Genomic DNA, 20,900 nt, shown 5'->3' on the forward strand with positions numbered 1-20,900 from the left:
TCAGCGGCCCTCGGTTTCCTGCAGTACCGTCATGGCTTCGCGGGGCCAGTGCGCCTGCAGGCGTTGCCCGGGCTGCCAGGCCTGCACCTGCTTTTGCCAGCGGTCATTGGCCTGGCTTACTGCCAGCAGTTGACCGTTTTCCAGCTGCAGTTCGTAGCGTGTGGCGCTGCCTTGGTACTGGACATCACGCAGCACGCCGCTGACCTGTACCTCATGGCTGGTCACTACCGGGTCGCCCAGGCGAATGTGTTCGGGACGGATGGAGAAGGGCGCAGGGCTGCCGTTGAGCTGCATGGCCAGCTCGCCACGCACCACGTTGGACGTGCCGACGAATTCAGCGACGAAGGTTGTGCTGGGCTTCATGTACAGGTTGCGCGGGGTGTCGACCTGTTCGATACGGCCGCGGTTGAACACCGCGACCCGGTCGGACATCGACAGTGCTTCGGTTTGGTCGTGGGTGACGAAGATGAAGGTGATGCCCAGTTGGCGTTGCAGCTTTTTCAGCTCACCTTGCATCTGCTCGCGCAATTTCAGGTCCAGCGCGCCCAGTGGCTCATCGAGCAGCAGCACCCGCGGGCGGTTGACCAACGCCCGGGCCAGGGCCACGCGCTGACGCTGGCCGCCAGACAGCTGTGCCGGCTTACGCGCGCCATAGCCGGCCAAGGCCACCATGGCCAGGGCTTCTTCGGCGCGGCTGTAGCGTTCGGCCTTGCCCACGCCTTTTACCTTCAGGCCATAGGCGATGTTGTCCAGCACGTTCATGTGCGGGAACAGCGCATAGTCCTGGAACACTGTGTTGACGTCACGTTGGTAGGGCGGCAGGCCAGCGGCCTCGACCCCTTGGATGCGGATCGAACCGCTGGAGGGTTGCTCGAAGCCTGCGATCAGGCGCAGGCAGGTGGTCTTGCCCGAGCCGGAAGGGCCGAGCATGGAAAAGAACTCGCCATCGATGATGTCGATGCTGACCTGGTCGACGGCCTTGACCTCGCCGAAGGTGCGGGAAACCTGGGTGAACTGGACGGCTAGGGGCATGCGTGGACTCCAGGTATGAATATGTCTCCTGTGCCGGCCTCTTCGCGGGCAAGCCCGCTCCTACAGGTGGAGCGCCACCCTTGCAGGCGGTGAAGAACCTGTGGGCGCGGGCTTGCCCGCGAAAAGGCCGGTACAGGCATTCAGACAACCTCAGCGACCACCCATGATCGCAATGTAGTCCTGGGTCCAGCGGCTGTAAGGCACGAACTTGCCGCCTTGGGCCTGCGGTGTTTTCCAGAAGGCAATCTTGTCGAAGTTGTCAAAGCCGTTGGTCTTGCAGCCCTCGGCCCCCAGCAGCTCGCTGCCGGTGCACGCCGCCGGCACAGCCGGCAACGAGCCGAACCAGGCCGCCACATCGCCTTGCACCTTAGGTTGCAACGACCAGTCCATCCATTTGTAGGCGCAATTGGGGTGCTTGGCCTCGGCGTGCAGCATGGTGGTGTCGGCCCAGCCGGTCGCGCCCTCCTTGGGAATGGTCGAGGCCACTGGCTGGTTCTCGGCCTTGAGGCCATTGACCATGTAGCCCCAGGAGCTGGAGGCAACCACGCCTTCGTTTTTCACATCGCTCATCTGGACCGTGGCGTCATGCCAATAGCGGTGGATCAGCGGTTGTTGCTGGCGCAGCAATTCCAGCACGGCCTTGTATTGTGCCTCGTTCAGTTCGTACGGGTCCTTGATGCCCAGTTCGGGCCTGGCCGACTTCAGGTACAGCGCTGCATCGGCGATGTAGATCGGCCCGTCATAGGCTTGCACGCGGCCCTTGTTTGGCTTGCCGTCGGGCAGGTTCTGCGGCTCGAACACCACGCTCCAGCTGGTGGGTGCCTGCTTGAAGGTGTTGGTGTTGTACAGCAGCACGTTTGGCCCCCACTGGTACGGCGTGCCGTACACCTGCTTGTCGACCACATACCAGCCACCGTTCTGCAGGCGCGGGTCGATGGTTTTCCAGTTGGGGATCAAGGCGGTGTTGATCGGCTGTACGCGCTTGCCTGCAATCAGCCGCAGCGATGCATCGCCCGAGGCGGTGACCAGGTCATAGCCGCCCTTGGTCATCAGGCTGACCATCTCGTCCGAGGTGGCGGCCGTTTTCACGCTGACCTTGCAGCCGGTTTCCTTTTCGAAACCGGTCACCCAGTCGTAGGCCTTGTCGCTTTCACCGCGTTCGATGTAGCCGGGCCAGGCGACGATGTCCAGGCGCCCCTCGCCGGCCCCCAGGGCCTTGGGCGCTTCGGCGGCCTGCAGGCTGGCGCTGGCCAGCATGGCGCAGGTGGTGGCGCCGAGCAATGCGGTCTTGTGCACTGACATGGTGTTCCCTCTTCTTGGCGATCTTGTTCGGGCAGTCATGAGGCAAGCAGTGAAGCAATTGTTATAAGCGTAGTGCGTGAGTGCGAGGTATTGGCGATATCGAGTCTAGTTGGCTTTTTGCCAGCTAACGCAACATCCTGAAGCAAATCCCTGCATGGCGTGTGCTCGGCCAAGCCTTACTCTGGCGTTTGAATCTTCTTACGTGGAGACACGCGAATGAATACCCGGGGCTTGCTTGATCAACTCCTCAAATCCGGCCAGCAACTGCTCGAGAAGCAGGGGGGCGCCACCAAGCCTGGCAACCCTTCAGGCGGGTTGGGCGGGTTGTTGTCCGGAGCAGGGGGCGGCCTGCTGGGTGGGGGCGCTCTGGGCCTGTTGCTGGGTAGCAAGAAGGCCCGCAAGTACGGTGGCAAAGCCCTGACATACGGCGGCCTCGCCGCGCTGGGGGTGCTGGCCTATAAAGCTTACGGCAATTGGCAGGCAAACCAGCGGGGGGCCGCAGCCGAGCCTCAAACCCTCGACCGCCTGCCGCCGGCCCAGGCCGAGCAGCACAGCCAGGCGGTACTGCGCGCCCTGGTGGCGGCGGCCAAGTCCGATGGGCATATCGACGAGCGCGAGCGGGCGTTGATCGAGGGCGAGTTCACGCGCCTGGACAGCGACCGCGAATTGCAGCACTGGCTGCATGCCGAGCTGAACAAGCCGCTGGACCCGGCCGAAGTGGCCCGTGCTGCGCAAACACCGGAGATGGCTGCCGAGATGTACCTGGCCAGCGTGATGATGGTCGATCAGGAAAACTTCATGGAGCGTGCCTACCTGGACGAGCTGGCACGCCAGCTGCGGCTGGACCCGGGCTTGCGCCAGGCGCTGGAGGCTCAGGTGAGGGATGCGGTTGCGCAGTAGCAGCGCTTGTCATGACATTTTCTGCGCTTGTCGAACCGAGCGCGGAAAATGTCACGGCAAGCCCTGGCCAGCTTTTACCCAATCCGCGCATTTCGCCCAATAAACCGTAAGACCTCTGGGCTATACTTCGGCGATTTTTCCCGCTCGTTGTGAATTCCTGAGGGCTGAATGTGAAGAACTGGACCTTGCGCCAACGGATCCTGGCAAGTTTCGCCGTGATCATCGCCATCATGCTGCTGATGATCGTGGCCGCCTACTCGCGGTTGGTGACTATCGAAACCGCCGAAGAGGCGGTGGGGACCGACAGCATTCCCGGCGTCTACTACAGCTCGATGATCCGCAGCGCTTGGGTCGACAGCTACGTCACCAGCCAGCAACTGGTGGGCCTGTCCAACCATCGTGAAATCACTTCGGCCGACCTGGAACTGTTCAGAAGCTTCGATAACCGGCTGAAGCAATACATGACCAGCTACCAGGCCACCATCCACGACAAAGATGACCAGGTCCGCTTCGACAGATTTGTGGAACTGGAAGAGAACTACCTCAAGATCGTCGGTCAGGTGCTCGATGCGTACCGCGAACACAACTACGGCGAAGCCCAGCAGTTGATCACTGATGTCCTCACCCCAGCCTGGGTGGAGGGGCGCAAGCACCTCAATGAAGTCATTGAGAACAATCGGGTTTCTGCCGGCGCCGCCACCAACGAGATCGTCAACGCGGTCAACACGGCCAAAGGCAGCATGGTGGTTTCCCTGTTGCTGGCAATCATCGCTGCCGGCATCTGCGGCCTGCTGCTGATGCGCGCTATCTCGGCGCCCATGCAGCGTATTGTGCATGCCCTCGACAAGCTGCGTTCCGGTGACCTGAGCATGCGCCTGAGCCTGGATCGCAAGGACGAATTCGGTGCCATCGAAAGCGGCTTCAACGAAATGGCCGAGGCACTGGCCAACCTGGTGGCCCAGGCCCAACGCTCGTCGGTGCAGGTGACCACTTCGGTCACCGAAATTGCCGCCACGTCCAAGCAACAGCAGGCCACCGCCACCGAGACGGCCGCCACCACCACCGAAATTGGCGCCACCTCGCGGGAAATCGCCGCGACTTCGCGGGACCTGGTGCGCACCATGACCGAAGTGACGACGGCGGCTGATCAGGCATCCAGTCTGGCGGGCTCCGGGCAACAGGGCCTGGCACGCATGGAAGAGACCATGCACCAGGTGATGGGCGCTGCCGACCTGGTCAATGCCAAGCTTGGTATCCTCAACGAGAAAGCCAGCAACATCACCCAGATGGTGGTAACCATCGTCAAGGTTGCCGACCAGACCAATCTGCTGTCGCTCAACGCCGCCATCGAAGCGGAAAAGGCCGGTGAATATGGCCGCGGCTTTGCCGTGGTCGCGACCGAAGTGCGCCGCCTGGCCGACCAGACCGCCGTGGCCACCTACGACATCGAGCAAATGGTGCGCGAGATCCAGTCAGCAGTGTCGGCCGGTGTCATGGGGATGGACAAGTTCTCCGAAGAAGTGCGCCGCGGCATGTTCGAGGTGCAACAGGTGGGCGAGCAACTCAGCCAGATCATTCACCAGGTGCAGGCGTTGGCGCCGCGCGTATTGATGGTCAACGAAGGCATGCAGGCCCAGGCCACCGGTGCCGAGCAGATCAACCAGGCACTGGCCCAGCTCAGCGATGCCAGCACCCAGACTGTCGAGTCGCTGCGTCAGGCCAGCTATGCCATCGATGAGCTGAGCCAGGTGGCCGCGGGCCTGCGTGGCGGCGTGTCGCGCTTCAAAGTCTGACCGCGATGAACGACTTGCAACTGCGCACCGCGCGGGCGGCGAACACCGGGGGGGCGTTGTACCTGCAGTTTCGCATCAGAGCGCAGCGTTTTGCCCTGAGCGTGCACGAGGTGATCGAAGTGTTGCCGCGTCAGCCGCTCAAGCCGATCGCCCAGGCACCTGCCTGGGTCGCGGGCATCCTCGCCCATCGTGGCCAGTTGGTTCCGGTCATCGACCTTGCCGCCTTGAGCTTTGGCCAGCCGGCGGTGCAACGCACCAGCACCCGCCTGGTACTGGTGCACTACCGAGGCGGCCTGCAGCTTGGCCTGATCCTGGAGCAGGCCACCGAAACCCTGCGTTGCCAACCGGACGAGTTCCAGCCCTATGGGGTGGACACCGGTGAAGCGCCTTATCTGGGCCCGGTGCGCCAGGATGCCCAGGGGCTGCTGCAGCGCATCGAAGTCAATGACCTGCTGCCCGACACCGTGCACGCATTGCTGTACACGCAAGACCCGACAGGGATGCCAACATGAACGAACAGCGTTTCTTCCGCTTCTTGCGCGAGCGTATTGGCCTGGACGTGGAGTCGGTGGGCGCGCCCATGGTCGAACGCGCGCTGCGCCAACGTTGCGTGGCTGCGGGCGCGATGGACCTGGACGATTACTGGCTGCGCCTGCAGCAGTCGGCAGATGAGCAACAGGCGCTGATCGAAGCGGTGATCGTCCCGGAAACCTGGTTTTTCCGTTACCCCGAATCCTTCACTGCGTTGGCCAGCCTGGCCCATAAACGCCTGGCTAAACTGGCTGGCGCGCGCCCGCTGCGATTACTCAGCCTGCCGTGTTCTACTGGCGAGGAGCCCTATTCGCTGGCCATGGCCTTGTTTGACGCCGGCATGGCGCCTGGTGCATTCCTTGTCGATGGAATGGACATCAGCCCAAGTTCAGTAGCCAAGGCCGTGCAGGCGGTGTATGGGCGCAATGCGTTCCGGGGTAGCGAACTGGGTTTTCGCGAGCGCTACTTCGATGCTCTGGACGAAGGCCACCGCCTGCATGAGCGGGTACGCCAGCAAGTCAGCCTGCGGGTGGGCAATGTGCTTGACCCGGCGCTGTCCAGCCGCGACGGCCTGTATGACTTCGTGTTCTGTCGCAATCTGTTGATCTATTTCGACGTACCGACCCAACAGCGTGTGTTCGAAGTGCTCAAGCGCTTGCTGCATCCGCAGGGTGTGCTGTTCATCGGCCCGGCCGAAGGCAGCTTGTTGGCACGCATGGGCATGCGTCCATTGGGGATCGCCCAGTCGTTTGCCTATGTGCGTCATGAAGGCGACAGCGCCCCCTTGGCAGCGGCACCCGTCCAACCCGCCAAGCGTGCGTTCACGGCGTTGCCCGCACCGGTTTATCCGCAGCCCAGTGTGCCGTTGCCGCGTCCGCTGCGTCCGCTGCGTGTGCTGCCCGTGGTGGCCAGGCCAGCGCCAGCCCGCGAGCACAGGCACGAGGGGGCCAGCGAATTGCTGGCCGACATTGCCCGGCTGGCCAATGCCGGTGCCAGCGAGCAGGCCCGTAGCGAATGCCAACGCTACCTGAGCCAGTACCCGCCGTCGGCACAGGTGTACTACTGGCTGGGTTTGCTCAGTGATACCGAAGGCGATGCGCAGCAGGCGCTGAGCCACTATCGCAAGGCCCTGTACCTGGAACCACAGCACCCCGAGGCGCTGGTGCACCTGGCCGCTTTGCTGGCGGCCCAGGGTGACCTTGCCGGCGCTCGGCGCCTTCAGGCGCGCGCGGCGCGGGCTGGCCGGGAGTCTGAACGATGAACAGTGAATCCGCGATGCAGTTGCTCGCCGAGGATGACGCGCACATCGACGACTGCTGGAACCGCATTGGCGTGCGCGGCGACAAGCAGTGCCCACTGCTGGAGCGGCATGTTCATTGCCGCAATTGCGAGGTGTATGCCGCTGCGGCCACGCGTTTGCTCGACCGCTATGCGCTGGTGCAGGAGCACCAGGCTGCGGCGGTGCAGCCGGACGCGGAAAACACCGGTCGCTCCATGCTGCTGTTCCGTCTGGGCGAAGAGTGGCTGGCGCTGGCTACCGCCTGCCTGGCCGAAATCGCCCCGCTGCAGGCGGTGCATTCATTGCCGCACCAGCGCTCGCGGCTGCTGCATGGGGTTGCCAATGTGCGCGGTGCGTTGGTGCCGTGCCTGTCACTGGCTGATTTGCTGGGGGTGCAGGCCGGCTCCAACGAGCAACGCAGCGCACGGGCGATGCCCCGTATGCTGATTCTGGCCGCCGAAGGCGGGCCGGTGGTGATGGCTGTCGAGGAAATCGACGGTATTCACCGGCTCGACCCGCAGTTGCTGGGCAGTGGCCGGGACGCCACACGCTTCACCGCCGCAGTCTTGCAGTGGCGCGGCCGCAGCGTGCGGGTTCTGGACGATCAACATTTACTGTCTGCCGTGCAGCGGAGCCTGTCATGACCCCAGAGCAAATGCGCGACGCATCGTTGCTCGAACTGTTCAGCCTGGAGGCCGAGGCGCAGACCCAAGTGCTCAGTGCCGGCCTGATGGCACTGGAACGCAACCCTACTCAGGCCGACCAGCTCGAGGCCTGCATGCGCGCTGCCCACTCGCTCAAGGGGGCAGCGCGCATTGTCGGGGTGGATGCTGGCGTCAGTGTCGCCCACGTCATGGAAGACTGTCTGGTGGCGGCCCAGGAAGGCCGACTGCGGCTGACCGCCGAGCATATTGACGCGCTGTTGCAAGGTACCGACCTGTTGATGCGTATTGCCACGCCCGGCGATGCCGGTGCGCAGGCGACCTTGCCGGTGTTTCTTGCGCAAATGGCCAGCCTGCTCGACCCGGGCGCCTCTGCCATGCCTGTGGTGCCGCTGGCTGCATCCGTGCCGCCGGAGCCGCCGCTGGCAACCCTGCCGCCTGCACCTGTGGTAATGCCAGCCGGACCGCGGGAACCAGAGCCCGAACCCGCCCTGCGGCGCAAGGCTGGCAAGCGCGCTGGCGAAGGTGCTGAGCGGGTACTGCGTGTCACAGCTGACCGCCTTAATAGCCTGCTTGACCTGTCCAGCAAGTCGCTGGTGGAAACCCAGCGGCTCAAGCCATACCTGGCTACCCTTCAGCGCCTCAAGCGCATGCACGGCCAAGGTATGCAGGCGCTTGACGGCTTGCGCATGCAACTGGAAGGCACGGGGCAGGGCAGTGAGGTGCTCGAAGCCTTGGCACAGACCCAGCGCCTGCTGGCAGAGACCCAGCAGATTCTGCAGCAGCAGGCAGCCGACCTGGATGAGTTCGGCTGGCAGGCCAGTCAGCGTGCGCAGTTGTTGTATGACACCGCCCTGGCCTGTCGGATGCGGCCGTTTGCCGACGTACTGACCGGGCAAAGCCGGATGGTCCGCGACCTGGGCCGTTCGCTGGGCAAGCCGGTGCGGCTGGTGGTGGAAGGGGAGAAGACCCAGGTCGACCGCGATGTGCTGGAAAAGCTCGAAGCACCGCTGACCCACCTGTTGCGCAATGCCGTCGACCACGGCATCGAGTTGCCCGAGCGGCGCCTGCTGGCGGGCAAGCCGGACGAGGGGGTGATCCGCCTGCGGGCTTCGCACCAGGCGGGCATGCTCAGCCTGGAGCTGGTCGACGATGGCGCCGGTATCGACCTGGAGCGCCTGCGCAGCAGCATCGTCGAGCGCGCCCTGTCGCCCGCTGACACGGTGACGCGGATGAGTGAGGCGGAGCTGCTGACGTTCCTGTTCCTGCCCGGTTTCAGCCTGCGTGACAAGGTTACCGAAGTGTCCGGCCGCGGTGTGGGGCTGGATGCGGTGCAGCACTTGATCCGCGAGCTGCGCGGCTCGATCGAATTGACCCAGGTGGCAGGGCAGGGTTGTCGCTTCCATCTTCAGGTACCGCTGACCCTGTCGGTCGTTCGCAGCCTGGTGGTCGAGGTGGGCGGGGAGGCTTACGCCTTCCCGCTGGCGCATATCGAACGCACGCTGGAAGTGACCGCCGAACAGATCGTGCAGATCGAAGGGCGCCAGCACTTCTGGCACGAAGGCCGGCATATTGGCCTGGTGGCGGCCAGCCAGTTGCTCAATCGCCCGGCGGGGCAAAGCGACGAAGCCAGCTTGCGGGTAGTGGTGATTCGTGAGCGCGAGCAGCTGTACGGGGTGGCCGTGGAGCGGTTGGTGGGGGAGCGGGTGCTGGTCGTGATGCCGCTCGACCCACGCTTGGGGAAGGTGCAGGACATTTCCTCCGGCGCCTTGCTCGATGATGGCTCGGTGGTCCTGATTGTCGATGTCGAAGACTTGCTACGCTCGGTGGAAAAACTGCTCAGCACCGGCAGCCTGGAGCGCATCGAACGCGGCAGCAGCGGAGCCCGTGGCGCAGTCCGCAAACGCATCCTGGTGGTCGACGACTCGCTGACCGTGCGCGAACTGCAGCGCAAGCTGCTGGGCAACCGTGGCTACGACGTGGCGGTGGCGGTGGATGGCATGGACGGCTGGAACGCCCTGCGCAGTGAGGACTTCGACCTGCTGATCACCGACATCGACATGCCGCGCATGGACGGTATCGAGCTGGTTACCCTGGTGCGTCGCGACCAGCGCCTGCAGTCGTTGCCGGTGATGGTGGTGTCCTATAAAGACCGTGAGGAAGACCGACGGCGCGGGCTGGACGCTGGCGCCGACTACTATTTGGCAAAGGCCAGCTTCCACGACGATGCGTTGCTGGATGCTGTGGTGGAGCTGATCGGAGGTGCTCAGGGATGAAGATCGCCATCGTCAATGACATGCCCCTGGCCGTCGAAGCGTTGCGCCGGGCGGTCGCCCTGGAGCCCGCACACCAGGTTGTGTGGGTGGCCAGCAACGGTGCCGAGGCGGTGCAGCGCTGCACCGAGCAGTTACCGGACCTGATCCTCATGGACCTGATCATGCCGGTGATGGACGGTGTCGAGGCGACCCGGCGGATCATGGCCGAAACCCCGTGCGCCATCGTCATCGTGACGGTCGACCGTAAACAGAACGTACACCGGGTATTCGAGGCCATGGGCCATGGCGCTCTCGATGTGGTCGACACGCCTGCGCTCGGCGCTGGCGATGCCCGCGAAGCAGCGGCGCCATTGCTGCGCAAGATCCTCAATATTGGCTGGCTGGTCGGCCAGCAGCGGGCACCTGCCGCAAGGTCGGTCGCTGCGCCGCTGCGCGAGGCTTCCCAGCGCCGCGGGTTGGTGGCAATCGGGTCTTCGGCAGGTGGCCCTGCAGCACTCGAAGTATTGCTCAAGGGCTTGCCGGCAGCGTTTCCGGCGGCCATCGTGCTGGTCCAGCATGTGGACCAGGTGTTTGCCGCAGGCATGGCCGAGTGGCTCAGCAGCGCGGCAGGCCTGCCGGTGCGCCTGGCCCGTCAAGGCGAACCGCCGCAGCCAGGGCAGGTACTCCTGGCCGGTACCAACCACCACATTCGCCTGCTACAGGGCGGCCAACTGGCCTACACTGCCGAACCTGTGAATGAAATCTACCGGCCCTCGATCGATGTGTTCTTTGAGAGCGTGGCACGTTACTGGAATGGTGATGCGGTGGGCGTGCTGCTCACCGGCATGGGCCGCGACGGTGCCCAAGGCCTGAAGCTGATGCGTCAGCAGGGCTTTCTGACCATTGCCCAGGACCAGGCCAGCAGCGCGGTGTACGGCATGCCCAAGGCTGCTGCGGCTATTGATGCCGCGGTGGAAATTCGCCCGCTGGAACGCATAGCCGGGCGCTTGACTGAATTTTTCGCAAAATGACGAAATGTATTGAATCACGCCGCCAGGCCGGTAGTGATCGGGTGAACAATGATGAATGATTTACCGATCGAAGGTTTCGCGACCACCAATGAGAACTCGGCGATGGTGCTGCTGGTCGACGATCAGGCCATGATCGGCGAAGCGGTGCGGCGTGGCTTGGCCGATGAAGACAACATCGACTTCCACTTTTGTGCCGATCCGCACCAGGCGGTGGCCCAGGCCATGCGCATCAAGCCCACGGTCATTCTTCAAGACCTGATCATGCCTGGCCTAGACGGCTTGACCCTGGTGCGCGAGTACCGCAACAACCCGGTCACCCAGGACATCCCGATCATCGTCCTGTCGACCAAGGAAGACCCGCTGGTCAAGAGTGCGGCATTTGCCGCCGGGGCCAACGACTACCTGGTCAAGCTGCCTGACACCATCGAACTGGTGGCCCGCATCCGCTACCACTCGCGTTCCTACCTGACCCTGCTGCAGCGCGACGAGGCCTACCGTGCCCTGCGCGTCAGCCAGCAGCAGTTGCTTGATTCCAACCTGATGCTGCAGCGGCTGATGAACTCCGATGGCCTGACCGGGCTGTCCAACCGCCGGCACTTCGACGAATACCTGGAGCTGGAATGGCGCCGGGCCATGCGTGAACAGCAGCAGTTGTCGTTGCTGATGATCGACGTGGATTACTTCAAAGTCTACAACGACAGCTTTGGCCATCTGGCCGGTGACGAGGCCTTGCGCCAGGTCGCCGAAGCCATCCGTAGCTCGTGCTCGCGGCCGACCGACCTGCCGGCGCGCTATGGCGGCGAAGAGTTCGCCCTGGTGCTGCCCAATACCTCGCCAGGCGGGGCGCGGCTGGTGGCTGAAAAACTGCGCCAGACCGTGCTGGGCCTTGGCATCCCCCATACTGCGCCGACGGCTGATACGTTCTTGACCGTGAGCATCGGCCTGGCCACCCAGACTCCGGCTATCGGCAGCCATTGCCGGCAGCTGATTTCGGCGGCCGATAAAGGTCTTTACCTGGCCAAGAACGGTGGGCGTAACCAAGTCGGCATCGCCTGAGCTCCTGGAGACGGCGCGGCCTGTGTGGGAGCGCAGGTTGCCCTATCTACATACGACCGCCCGGCGGGTCTGCCGCCATGCTGCGGACTCGGTTATACTCGCGGGCTTTTCACCGAATTCGCGCGAGTAGCCAGCCCATGGAAATCCAACCGATCCTGAACACCATCAAGGACCTCACCGAACGTTCCCAGTCAATTCGGGGGTATCTTTGACTACGATCACAAGCATGACCGCCTGATCGAAGTCAACCGCGAGCTGGAAGACCCCAACGTCTGGAACAAGCCTGAGTACGCCCAGGCACTGGGCCGCGAGCGTGCCATGCTGGCCCAGGTCGTCGAGACCCTGGACAAGCTGTCCAACGGCCTGGGTGACTGCCAGGACCTGCTCGACATGGCCGTCGAGGAAAATGACGAAAGCGCCGTCGGCGACGTCGTGACCGAGCTGGAAGGCCTGGAAGAAAACCTGGCCCAGCTTGAGTTCCGTCGCATGTTCAGCGGCGAGATGGACATGAACAACGCCTACCTGGACATCCAGGCCGGCTCCGGTGGTACCGAGGCGCAGGACTGGGCCAACATCCTGCTGCGCATGTACCTGCGCTGGGCCGACAAGCGTGGTTTCGACGCCACCATCATCGAGCTTTCCGAAGGCGAGGTCGCCGGTATCAAGGGCGCCACCGTGCACATCAAGGGCGAGTACGCCTTCGGCTGGCTGCGCACCGAGATCGGCGTGCACCGCCTTGTGCGCAAAAGCCCGTTCGACTCCGGCGCCCGTCGTCACACGTCGTTCTCGGCGGTGTTCGTGTCGCCTGAGATCGACGACAAGGTCGAGATCGACATCAACCCGTCCGACCTGCGTATCGACACCTACCGCTCCTCGGGTGCCGGTGGTCAGCACGTGAACACCACCGACTCTGCGGTGCGTATCACCCACGTGCCTACCAACACCGTGGTGGCCTGCCAGAACGAACGCTCCCAGCACGCCAACAAGGACACCGCCATGAAAATGCTGCGGGCCAAGTTGTACGAGCTGGAAATGCAGAAGCGCAACGCCGCTTCGCAGGCGCTGGAAGACAGCAAGTCGGACATCGGCTGGGGCCACCAGATTCGCTCCTACGTGCTGGATGACTCGCGCATCAAGGACCTGCGTACCGGCGTCGAACGCAGCGACTGCCAGAAGGTCCTCGATGGCGACCTTGACCAGTACCTGGAAGCGAGCCTCAAGCAGGGCCTGTAAGCCGCACACCCATGCCGCGCTACCTGGCCAGCCGCCGGTAGCGCGTGCCCTGCCCGGAACGGGCAACGAATACCTGATGGAAAGAATGACGACATGAGCGACCTGAAGACCGAATCGCAAGACCTGCAACAGGAAGAAAACGCCCTGATCGCCCTGCGCAAGGAAAAACTTGCCGCCGAGCGTGCCAAGGGCAATGCCTTCCCCAACGACTTCCGTCGCGACAGCTACTGCAACGACCTGCAGAAGCAATACGCGGACAAGACCAAGGAAGAGCTGGAAGCAGCCGCGATCCCGGTCAAGGTAGCCGGCCGCATCATGCTCAACCGTGGCTCGTTCATGGTGATCCAGGACATGACTGGCCGTATTCAGGTCTACGTCAACCGCAAGACCCTGCCGGAAGAAACCCTGGCCGCGGTCAAGACCTGGGACCTGGGCGACATCATCAGCGCCGAAGGCACCCTGGCCCGTTCCGGCAAGGGCGACCTGTACGTCGAAATGACCAACGTGCGCCTGCTGACCAAGTCGCTGCGCCCGCTGCCCGACAAGCACCACGGCCTGACCGACACCGAGCAGCGCTACCGCCAGCGCTACGTCGACCTGATGGTCAACGAAGAAACCCGCCACACCTTCCGTGTGCGTTCGCAGGTGATCTCGCACATCCGCAAGTTCCTCATCGAGCGTGACTTCCTTGAAGTCGAAACGCCGATGCTGCAGACCATCCCGGGCGGCGCCGCTGCCAAGCCGTTCGAAACCCACCACAACGCCCTGGACATGGCCATGTTCCTGCGTATCGCGCCGGAGCTGTACCTCAAGCGCCTGGTCGTGGGTGGCTTCGAAAAAGTGTTCGAGATCAACCGTAACTTCCGCAACGAAGGCGTTTCGACTCGTCACAACCCTGAATTCACCATGCTCGAGTTCTACCAGGCCTACGCCGACTACCGCGACAACATGGACCTCACCGAGGAACTGTTCCGCGAGCTGGCGCAACTGGTACTGGGCTCTACCGACGTACCGTACGGCGACAAGGTCTTCCACTTCGGCGAGCCGTTCGTACGCCTGTCGGTGTTCGACTCGATCCTCAAGTACAACCCGGAGCTGACCGCCGCCGACCTGCAGGACGTCGACCGCGCCCGTGAGATTGCCAGGAAGGCTGGCGCCAAGGTGCTGGGCCATGAAGGCCTGGGCAAGCTGCAGGTGATGATTTTCGAAGAGCTGGTCGAGCACAAGCTGGAACAGCCGCACTTCATTACCGAGTACCCGTTCGAAGTGTCGCCGCTGGCCCGTCGCAACGACGACAACCCGGCCGTTACCGACCGTTTCGAGCTGTTCATCGGTGGCCGCGAGATCGCCAACGCCTACTCCGAGCTCAACGATGCCGAAGATCAGGCCGAGCGCTTCCTGGCCCAGGTGGCCGAGAAGGACGCGGGTGACGATGAAGCCATGCACTATGACGCCGATTTCGTTCGTGCGCTGGAGTACGGCATGCCGCCGACCGCCGGTGAAGGTATCGGCATCGACCGCCTGGTGATGCTGCTGACCAACTCGCCGTCGATCCGCGACGTCATCCTGTTCCCGCACATGCGTCCGCAGGCCTGAGTGAGCTGAACGAGCCGCCTTTCGAGGCGGCTTTTTCTTGCCTGAAGCTTTATGTTGTCAGTACCGGCCTCTTCGCGGGTAAACCCGCTCCTACAAAGGCCTTGTAGGAGCGGGTTTACCCGCGAAGGGGCCAGCACTGACGAAACACCGCCCATGAGGTATCCCCTGTGACACCCGCCATGCCTGACCAAGGCGCCGCCGGCATCGCCACCGCCGTCGCCGAAAGCGTGCAATACCAAGGCCGCAAGACTGCCCGCCAAGGCAGCGAACAGCGTCGCCAGTTGATTCTCGATGCCGCCATGCGCATTGTCGTGCGCGATGGCGTGCGCGGTGTGCGCCACCGGGCAGTGGCCGCCGAGGCCGGCGTGCCATTGTCGGCCACCACCTACTACTTCAAGGACATCGAGGACCTGCTCACCGATACCTTTGCCCAGTACGTCGAGCGCAGTGCGGCTTACATGGCCAAGCTGTGGGCCAACACCGAGGTGGTGTTGCGCCAGTTGCTGGCACAGGGCGATGGCAGCCCGCAGGCCCGGGCGCGGCTGGCTGACGAGGTGGCGCGCATGACCGCCGACTACGTTCAGCGGCAACTGCTGAACCGCCGTGACTTCCTGATGGCCGAGCAGGCTTTCCGCCAGGAAGCATTGCTGTGCCCGCGACTGGCTGAGCTGGTGTGCGCTCATGAGCAGATCCTGCTGCACGGCACCCGGCAATTGCTGCAGGTCGTGGGCTCGCGGCAGCCGGAGCAGGATGCACAGATGTTGACGGCGATTATCGAGCAGTTGGAATATCAAGGCCTGCTCAAGCAAGCGAATGCGCAAGCCGATGGGCAGATGCTCGCTATGCTTACCCGATACCTGCAGCTGGTGCTGGCATCGGCCTGAGCCGAGAACGACCTTTTCAAGGAGAACCTGATGAAAGCCTGGCGTGTGGTGTTGTTGACTTTGTCATTCCTGCTGCTGGGCGGTTGTCTGGTGACTTTCCATGAGCCCTTGCCCAGCAACCAGGCAGCTCCCAAGGCCTTGCTCGGCAAGTGGAGTAGCAAGGACGCCTGGGGAGAGCCTTTGAAACTGGTGATCAGCCGTAGCGGTGGCGACGCCTACAAGGCGGTGGCCACGGCCAAGGGCAAGGCCCCTGAAGAATACGTGTTCACCGTGTCGCGTCACGGCAACCGCTGGTACTTGTCGGCCGGCGTGCCCAAGCGCCTGGGTGGCAATTTCCTGATTGGCGGCTTCGATATCGTCGATGGCAAGGAACTGGTGGTCTACAACCTGGATGTCGAGCAGGTACAGCAGGCGGTGGACAAGAAGGAACTGATTGGTCGCAGTACCGAGGTGCCGGAGGACAACGGCGACGGCGTGCTGATCGACAGCCCGGCGGCGAGGGTGCTGGCCTACCTGGACGACCCGGCCAACTCCGACCTGTTCGTCGAAGTGGCGCGGTTCCAGCGTTCCGGCAAGTAGTTGCCTGTACCGGCCTCTTTGCGGGCAGGCCGGTACAGGTTTCGTGTACTAGAAAGGAGTCCCCGGTGGACGAATACCAGCAAACCATCCGCGCCCTGTCCGACCGCATCGTCGCGGCACAGACGCCTATCCGGGTCCTGGACGCGGTGAAGTGGGACGACAACATCCGCCAGGGCTTTCTCAAGGCCAAGGGCAAGGAGCCGCCGGCGGTTGATCGAGCCTACTACCAATCGCGTCCGCTGTCGTTCGACTCCAGCGCGGTCAAGGCCGAGTTCCAGGGCATCGAGCGCGACATCATTCGCCAGTTGGGCCAGTTCAACCCGGTCGGGCAGATCATGAAGCGCATGTGCCGCGAATACCGCATGGTGGTGCGCATGCTTGAAGCGCGCGGTACCGAGGACTTCGGCCTGATCTCCCAGGAGCTGTACGGCGCCGCCTCGGATGCTTTCCACGCCGGTGATCCGACCCTGGCCGACCTTGGCCTGATGCTGTCGGACTACCTGAACAACATCGATGGCCGTGGTGACCTCAAGGATGAGCCAAAGAATCTCACCGCCAAGGAGGCGGTGGAGATCCTCCAGCACCGGCTGAACAACGTGTTCGGCGAGGCTGAAGGGACCATTCGCGTGTTCGAGTCCGACGGTATCGTCGCCGATGCCGCAGCCGGTGCCGACTACATCAAGGTGCGTGCCGATGCCATGTTCAACGCCCGCGATGTGCGCGCCCTGGAGGTGCATGAAGGGTTGGTGCATGTCGGCACCACGCTCAATGGCCTGAACCAGCCGATCTGCACCTTCCTGGCCAAAGGCCCGCCCTCATCGACGGTAACCCAGGAGGGCCTGGCGATTCTCATGGAGGTGATCGCCTTTGCCTCCTACCCCAGCCGCCTGCGCAAGCTCACCAACCGCACCCGTGCCATCCACATGGTCGAGGAGGGTGCAGACTTCATGCAGGTCTACGGTTTCTTCCGCGAGCAGGGCTTTGAGATGGCGCAGAGCTACAGCAACGCCAGCCGGGTGTTCCGCGGGTCGGTACCCAACGGCCTGCCATTCACCAAGGACTTGTCCTATCTCAAGGGCTTCATCATGGTTTACAACTACATTCAGTTGGCCGTGAAGAAGGGCAAACTGGAACAGATCCCGTTGCTGTTCTGTGGCAAGACCACGCTGGAAGACATGCGCACCCTGCGCCAACTTGTCGAGGAAGGGTTGGTCGAGCCGCCCAAGTACCTGCCTGAACAGTTCCGCGACCTGAGTGCGTTGTCGGCCTGGATGTGCTTCTCCAACTTCCTCAACCACCTGAGCCTGGATCGCATTGAAGCCGACTACGCGAACATTCTCTGAGCACTGCCGCCTGCTCGTCCTCGGCCTGGCCCTGGTGAGCCTTGGCGGCTGCAGCAGCCTGTTGTTCTACCCCGAGCGTGGTCAGGCCTTCACCCCTGAGCGTGCCAAGCTGGAATACCGCGATGTCACGCTGACCACTGCTGATGGCATCCGCCTTCACGGTTGGTGGCTGCCAGCCAAGGCCGGGGTCGAGGTCAAGGGCACGGTGCTGCACCTGCACGGCAACGGCGGTAACCTGCCAGGGCACCTGGGGGGGAGCTACTGGTTGCCGGAGCAGGGCTACCAGGTGTTCATGATCGATTACCGCGGCTATGGCTTGTCTCAGGGCCAGCCGAGCCTGCCGGAGGTGTACCAGGACATTGCTGCAGCCATGGCCTGGCTGCAGCAGGCGCCCGAGGTCAAGGGCAAGCCGCTGGTACTGCTGGGGCAGAGCCTGGGCGGTGCCATGGCCATTCATTACCTGGCGGCCCACCCCGAGCAGCGTCAGCGCTTCAGCGCCCTGGTGTTCGATGGCGTGCCGGCCAGTTACCGCGCGGTGGGGCGCTTTGCGCTCAGCACCTCCTGGATGACCTGGCCATTGCAGGTTCCGCTGTCGTGGCTAGTGCCGGACGGCGACAGCGCGATCCACTCGATCGAGCGATTGAGCAGCCCGCCCAAGTTGTTTTTCCACAGCATCGACGACAACCTGGTGCTGATGGACAACGGCATCCGCCTGTATCAGCACGCGCCACCACCGCGGGTGCTGCAACTGACCCGGGGGGGGCACGTGCAGACCTTCGCCGACCCTACCTGGCGCCAGGTGATGCTGCGGTTCCTCGATGACCCCAGCCATTTCAACGGCCTGCGGCGGCTTGCCGAAGTGCCCAATTTCCCTGACGAGAAGAACAAGCAATGAGTGAAGAACGCAACGCCATCCCGCTGATCCTGACCGGCGTCGGCAGCATCATCGTGACGGTGGGGGCCTTGTGGTATTACGGTTACCTGCATTTCGCCAAGCCCGAAGATGCCCTGCTGCTGCAGGATTTCACCATGCTCAAGACCATCCCCGGCGAGGACTACAAGGTATCGCTGGACCCGGCGCCGCAAGTGGCCCAGTGCGTCGACGGCGTGCTGGTGCTGTTCGACACCCAGCAGAAAGGCCTGACCGGCGTGCTGGTGGACAACCGCAAGCGCGCGGTGCGCTGCATGGGCGAGGAAACACCGCAGCAGGTGCAGTGAGCCATTATCCCTGCTGCCTGAACTCGCCTCTTCGCGGGCACGCCCGCTCCCACAGGGTCGCGCAAAACTCGAAACTGGCGCCGTACCTGTGGGAGCGGGCGTGCCCGCGAAGAGGCCCGAACAGGCAAAAGAAAGCCCCGCGTCGATCGCGGGGCTTGTCCTTTCAGCTAGCCAGCCTTAGCGCTGAACCTGGCTCACCGAGCGTGGTGCCACCGGCTGGTTGTCGTTGGAGATGGTCACCTCCACCCGACGGTTCTGCGCACGTCCCGAGTTGCTCGAGTTGTCCGCTACCGGGTACTCCTTGCCATAGCCCTGGGAAACGATACGCGCCGGATCTACCCCGGCACGCACCAGTGCCATGCGCACGCTGTTGGCACGGCGCTCGGACAGGGTCTGGTTGTAGTTGGCCGAGCCGACGCTGTCGGTGTAGCCCTCGACGATCACCTTGCGTTCCGGGTTTTCCTGAAGGAACTGGGCCAGCTTGGTGATGTTCGGGTAAGCGCTGCTCTTGAGTTCGGCCTTGTTGAAGTCGAACAGCACGTCGCCGAAGGTCACCAGCGTTCCGCGGTCGGTCTGCTTGGCGTTGAGGCTGTCCTGCAGCTTGGCGATCTGCGCGTCGCGGGCATCCAGCTTGGCCTGGGCGCGCTGGGCCGAGGCATTCTTCAGTTCAGCTTCGGCGGTGCGCAGGGCAATGGTCTGCTTGGCCACTTCGACGCGCTGGTTGGTCAGGTAGGCCAATTGGTCGACTTTCTTCTCGTCTTCACGGTCCATGTAGGCCTTGTCGGCCTTGTTCAGCCAGTCCTGAGCGTCCTTGGTCTCCAGTGCCGCGACTTTGCTCGCTTGCGGGTCGCTCTGCAGCGAAGAGAAGTTGGTGCGGGCCGATTCCAGGTTGGCATTCGGATCGTGCGAGCAGGCAGCAAGACCGACGCTCAGGGCCAGCAGGGCGGGAATCATGACGTGTTTGCGCATAGTGTTCATCCTTTGATCGTGTGCGAAGGCTAAGGTTGGCGGGGCAGGGCTTATTGAGCGCTGCGCAGGCCTTCCTCACGTACGTCCTGAACGCCCTGGCGGGCATCCTGCACGGCCTTCTGGGCTTTAGCTGCCTGGGCCTTGCGTTCGGCGAGGCGTGCATCCCATTCGGCCTGTTGGGCCAGGCGCTTGGCCTCGTCGTACTTCTTGTCATGCATGGCGATTTCGGCTTGCTTGAACTTGTCCTGAGCCGCTTTCATTTCCACGGCGGCGAACTCGGTACCGCCAGCGCTGACGGCGGAGTTCACGGCGGACTGGGTAACGGCATACTGCTCGGTGGGCGGATTGCCCGCACAGCCGGCCAGGACCAGGCTACTGCCCAGCGCCAGCGCGGCCAGCTTGAACCCGCGCACATGAGTGGATGACAGTTGGCTAGTGCGGGTCTTCATGGTGGTCAGCTCCATTGGATCACTCCTGATAACGACGATGTCCGTAGCAGTCCATCGCTCAATCCCTGACAAAACCGCGCGCTTCAGCTCAACGGTGCACGAGGGCAGTGTGCAGGGTTTTAGCGTGATGGCTATTGGCTCCGACTCGAACGTTTTTCGAATAGTTCAGAAAAAAGCGCTGTAATCGAATAACTATTTCTGACTGATCGGTCAGTGCGATTTACCTGGAACTTTCCCAGGCTGGAGCGGTATTCCGGGCCTTGAGCAGGCCCGGAATGCTGGGGCGCAGGATTATTTGTCGGTGTCGACTGTCGCGTTGCTCAAGTTGTGCAGGTGCTGGCGGGACAGGGAGAGAAAGCGCGGTGTAGGACCAACGTCTTCGTACAGCGGGTCGCCTTCTTCGTCGGTGGCGATGACCTGGCGGCCCTGCACATAGGGGAAACTGGCTTCCAGTTCTTCAAGGGCGGCGGCGACCAGTTCGCCGAGCAGTTCTTCGGCGGTGCGCTTGGGGTACATGTCGATCAGCGCGGCCAGGCGCGCTTCGGACTCCAGGTCCAGATGCAGGACATGGCCGGTACGGCTGAGGGTACCGGCGGCATTCTGTTCCCAGTGCTGGGCGAGTTCACGGATTTTCATGATGACCTCTGTTGACGCCTGGAAAGGCTGCACTGCATGGGAGTGCTGTGCTTTCACTTTAGTTTGGTTTGGCCGATCACGGCTTGCCATCGTCGCCCGGCTGTGGGCACTCTTGGGGGATACCGCCCCCCTGTAGGAGCGGGTTTACCCGC

At 63.2% G+C, this 20,900-nt stretch carries 20 protein-coding genes; 15 read left to right on the forward strand and 5 right to left on the reverse strand.

From position 1 onward, the window contains the following. Positions 1–1,032 (reverse strand): ABC transporter ATP-binding protein, encoded by a 1,032-nt coding sequence (locus AA098_RS06025; protein ID WP_014860534.1) that lies wholly within the window; start codon positions 1,030–1,032, stop codon positions 1–3. A 150-nt stretch (positions 1,033–1,182) separates the two neighbouring features. Then, positions 1,183–2,334, reverse strand: a complete 1,152-nt coding sequence (gene ydcS, locus AA098_RS06030; RefSeq protein WP_003252185.1) for a putative ABC transporter substrate-binding protein YdcS — start codon at positions 2,332–2,334, stop codon at positions 1,183–1,185. A 216-nt stretch (positions 2,335–2,550) separates the two neighbouring features. On the opposite strand from ydcS, the gene AA098_RS06035 reads away from it, so the two are divergent. The 15 genes from AA098_RS06035 to AA098_RS06105 all read left to right on the forward strand — a co-directional run bounded on the left by AA098_RS06035 (position 2,551) and on the right by AA098_RS06105 (position 18,694). Further along, a complete protein-coding gene (locus AA098_RS06035) occupies positions 2,551–3,234 on the forward strand; it encodes a tellurite resistance TerB family protein (protein WP_014860536.1) in 684 nt (227 codons plus the stop codon). A 170-nt stretch (positions 3,235–3,404) separates the two neighbouring features. After that, on the forward strand, positions 3,405–5,027 hold the full coding sequence (locus AA098_RS06040; protein WP_003252189.1) for a methyl-accepting chemotaxis protein: 1,623 nt from the start codon (positions 3,405–3,407) through the stop codon (positions 5,025–5,027). A gap of 5 nt (positions 5,028–5,032) precedes the next feature. Continuing rightward, entirely contained in the window at positions 5,033–5,539 is a 507-nt protein-coding gene (locus tag AA098_RS06045; RefSeq protein WP_004575463.1) for a chemotaxis protein CheW, read from the forward strand. Continuing rightward, positions 5,536–6,819 (forward strand): protein-glutamate O-methyltransferase CheR, encoded by a 1,284-nt coding sequence (locus tag AA098_RS06050; RefSeq protein ID WP_054889479.1) that lies wholly within the window; start codon positions 5,536–5,538, stop codon positions 6,817–6,819. The genes AA098_RS06045 and AA098_RS06050 overlap by 4 nt, the downstream gene beginning before the upstream one ends. Continuing rightward, positions 6,816–7,481 (forward strand): chemotaxis protein CheW, encoded by a 666-nt coding sequence (locus tag AA098_RS06055; protein ID WP_054889480.1) that lies wholly within the window; start codon positions 6,816–6,818, stop codon positions 7,479–7,481. Before AA098_RS06050 ends, AA098_RS06055 begins: the two co-directional genes overlap by 4 nt. Continuing rightward, positions 7,478–9,775 (forward strand): hybrid sensor histidine kinase/response regulator, encoded by a 2,298-nt coding sequence (locus AA098_RS06060; RefSeq protein WP_014860540.1) that lies wholly within the window; start codon positions 7,478–7,480, stop codon positions 9,773–9,775. The genes AA098_RS06055 and AA098_RS06060 overlap by 4 nt, the downstream gene beginning before the upstream one ends. Then, positions 9,772–10,785: a Wsp signal transduction system protein-glutamate methylesterase WspF gene (wspF, locus tag AA098_RS06065; protein WP_003252202.1), complete on the forward strand. Its 1,014-nt coding sequence runs from the start codon at positions 9,772–9,774 to the stop codon at positions 10,783–10,785. The genes AA098_RS06060 and wspF overlap by 4 nt, the downstream gene beginning before the upstream one ends. Before the next feature lie 51 nt (positions 10,786–10,836). Further along, entirely contained in the window at positions 10,837–11,841 is a 1,005-nt protein-coding gene (gene wspR / locus AA098_RS06070) for a Wsp signal transduction system regulator diguanylate cyclase WspR (RefSeq protein WP_004575465.1), read from the forward strand. Positions 11,842–11,978: 137 nt separating this feature from the next. Then, a protein-coding gene (gene prfB, locus AA098_RS29085) for a peptide chain release factor 2 (protein WP_098089306.1) occupies positions 11,979–13,074 on the forward strand; the annotation gives its coding sequence in 2 pieces (ribosomal slippage) (positions 11,979–12,050 and positions 12,052–13,074; 1,095 coding nt in all). Between the two features lie 93 nt (positions 13,075–13,167). Then, positions 13,168–14,670: a lysine--tRNA ligase gene (gene lysS / locus AA098_RS06080; RefSeq protein ID WP_010952588.1), complete on the forward strand. Its 1,503-nt coding sequence runs from the start codon at positions 13,168–13,170 to the stop codon at positions 14,668–14,670. A 179-nt stretch (positions 14,671–14,849) separates the two neighbouring features. Next, entirely contained in the window at positions 14,850–15,554 is a 705-nt protein-coding gene (locus AA098_RS06085; RefSeq protein WP_003252210.1) for a TetR/AcrR family transcriptional regulator, read from the forward strand. 30 nt (positions 15,555–15,584) lie between these two features. Next, positions 15,585–16,133, forward strand: a complete 549-nt coding sequence (locus AA098_RS06090; protein WP_064613934.1) for a hypothetical protein — start codon at positions 15,585–15,587, stop codon at positions 16,131–16,133. Between the two features lie 65 nt (positions 16,134–16,198). Continuing rightward, entirely contained in the window at positions 16,199–17,476 is a 1,278-nt protein-coding gene (locus AA098_RS06095) for a flavohemoglobin expression-modulating QEGLA motif protein (protein ID WP_003252215.1), read from the forward strand. Beyond that, the gene (locus tag AA098_RS06100) at positions 17,448–18,371 is read left to right on the forward strand and encodes an alpha/beta hydrolase (protein ID WP_064613935.1); all 924 of its coding nucleotides are present in this window, start codon (positions 17,448–17,450) and stop codon (positions 18,369–18,371) included. Before AA098_RS06095 ends, AA098_RS06100 begins: the two co-directional genes overlap by 29 nt. Continuing rightward, on the forward strand, positions 18,368–18,694 hold the full coding sequence (locus tag AA098_RS06105) for a hypothetical protein (protein WP_003252219.1): 327 nt from the start codon (positions 18,368–18,370) through the stop codon (positions 18,692–18,694). Before AA098_RS06100 ends, AA098_RS06105 begins: the two co-directional genes overlap by 4 nt. 177 nt (positions 18,695–18,871) lie before the next feature. On the opposite strand, the gene AA098_RS06110 is transcribed toward AA098_RS06105, so the two are convergent. The 3 genes from AA098_RS06110 to AA098_RS06120 all read right to left on the reverse strand — a co-directional run bounded on the left by AA098_RS06110 (position 18,872) and on the right by AA098_RS06120 (position 20,748). After that, complete coding sequence (locus tag AA098_RS06110; protein ID WP_003252221.1) at positions 18,872–19,663, reverse strand: OmpA family protein; 792 nt, start codon at positions 19,661–19,663, stop codon at positions 18,872–18,874. 50 nt (positions 19,664–19,713) lie between these two features. Then, complete coding sequence (locus tag AA098_RS06115) at positions 19,714–20,127, reverse strand: DUF4398 domain-containing protein (RefSeq protein WP_003252223.1); 414 nt, start codon at positions 20,125–20,127, stop codon at positions 19,714–19,716. Positions 20,128–20,403: 276 nt separating this feature from the next. After that, on the reverse strand, positions 20,404–20,748 hold the full coding sequence (locus tag AA098_RS06120) for a hypothetical protein (RefSeq protein WP_003252225.1): 345 nt from the start codon (positions 20,746–20,748) through the stop codon (positions 20,404–20,406). Positions 20,749–20,900 lie beyond the last annotated feature (152 nt).

This window comes from Pseudomonas sp. JY-Q (assembly GCF_001655295.1).
Classification (GTDB): domain Bacteria; phylum Pseudomonadota; class Gammaproteobacteria; order Pseudomonadales; family Pseudomonadaceae; genus Aquipseudomonas; species Aquipseudomonas alloputida.

What these genes read in the sequence shown, in the direction of transcription:
- AA098_RS06055 (WP_054889480.1), top strand. Translation starts at nt 6,816, where the DNA reads ATGAACAGTGAATCCGCGATGCAGTTGCTCGCCGAGGATGACGCGCAC.
- AA098_RS06090 (WP_064613934.1), top strand. Translation starts at nt 15,585, where the DNA reads ATGAAAGCCTGGCGTGTGGTGTTGTTGACTTTGTCATTCCTGCTGCTG.
- AA098_RS06050 (WP_054889479.1), top strand. Translation starts at nt 5,536, where the DNA reads ATGAACGAACAGCGTTTCTTCCGCTTCTTGCGCGAGCGTATTGGCCTG.
- AA098_RS06105 (WP_003252219.1), top strand. Translation starts at nt 18,368, where the DNA reads ATGAGTGAAGAACGCAACGCCATCCCGCTGATCCTGACCGGCGTCGGC.
- AA098_RS06035 (WP_014860536.1), top strand. Translation starts at nt 2,551, where the DNA reads ATGAATACCCGGGGCTTGCTTGATCAACTCCTCAAATCCGGCCAGCAA.
- AA098_RS06115 (WP_003252223.1), bottom strand. Translation starts at nt 20,127, where the DNA reads ATGGAGCTGACCACCATGAAGACCCGCACTAGCCAACTGTCATCCACT.
- AA098_RS06025 (WP_014860534.1), bottom strand. Translation starts at nt 1,032, where the DNA reads ATGCCCCTAGCCGTCCAGTTCACCCAGGTTTCCCGCACCTTCGGCGAG.
- wspF (WP_003252202.1), top strand. Translation starts at nt 9,772, where the DNA reads ATGAAGATCGCCATCGTCAATGACATGCCCCTGGCCGTCGAAGCGTTG.
- AA098_RS06110 (WP_003252221.1), bottom strand. Translation starts at nt 19,663, where the DNA reads ATGCGCAAACACGTCATGATTCCCGCCCTGCTGGCCCTGAGCGTCGGT.
- AA098_RS06085 (WP_003252210.1), top strand. Translation starts at nt 14,850, where the DNA reads ATGCCTGACCAAGGCGCCGCCGGCATCGCCACCGCCGTCGCCGAAAGC.
- lysS (WP_010952588.1), top strand. Translation starts at nt 13,168, where the DNA reads ATGAGCGACCTGAAGACCGAATCGCAAGACCTGCAACAGGAAGAAAAC.
- wspR (WP_004575465.1), top strand. Translation starts at nt 10,837, where the DNA reads ATGAATGATTTACCGATCGAAGGTTTCGCGACCACCAATGAGAACTCG.
- AA098_RS06045 (WP_004575463.1), top strand. Translation starts at nt 5,033, where the DNA reads ATGAACGACTTGCAACTGCGCACCGCGCGGGCGGCGAACACCGGGGGG.
- ydcS (WP_003252185.1), bottom strand. Translation starts at nt 2,334, where the DNA reads ATGTCAGTGCACAAGACCGCATTGCTCGGCGCCACCACCTGCGCCATG.
- AA098_RS06060 (WP_014860540.1), top strand. Translation starts at nt 7,478, where the DNA reads ATGACCCCAGAGCAAATGCGCGACGCATCGTTGCTCGAACTGTTCAGC.
- AA098_RS06120 (WP_003252225.1), bottom strand. Translation starts at nt 20,748, where the DNA reads ATGAAAATCCGTGAACTCGCCCAGCACTGGGAACAGAATGCCGCCGGT.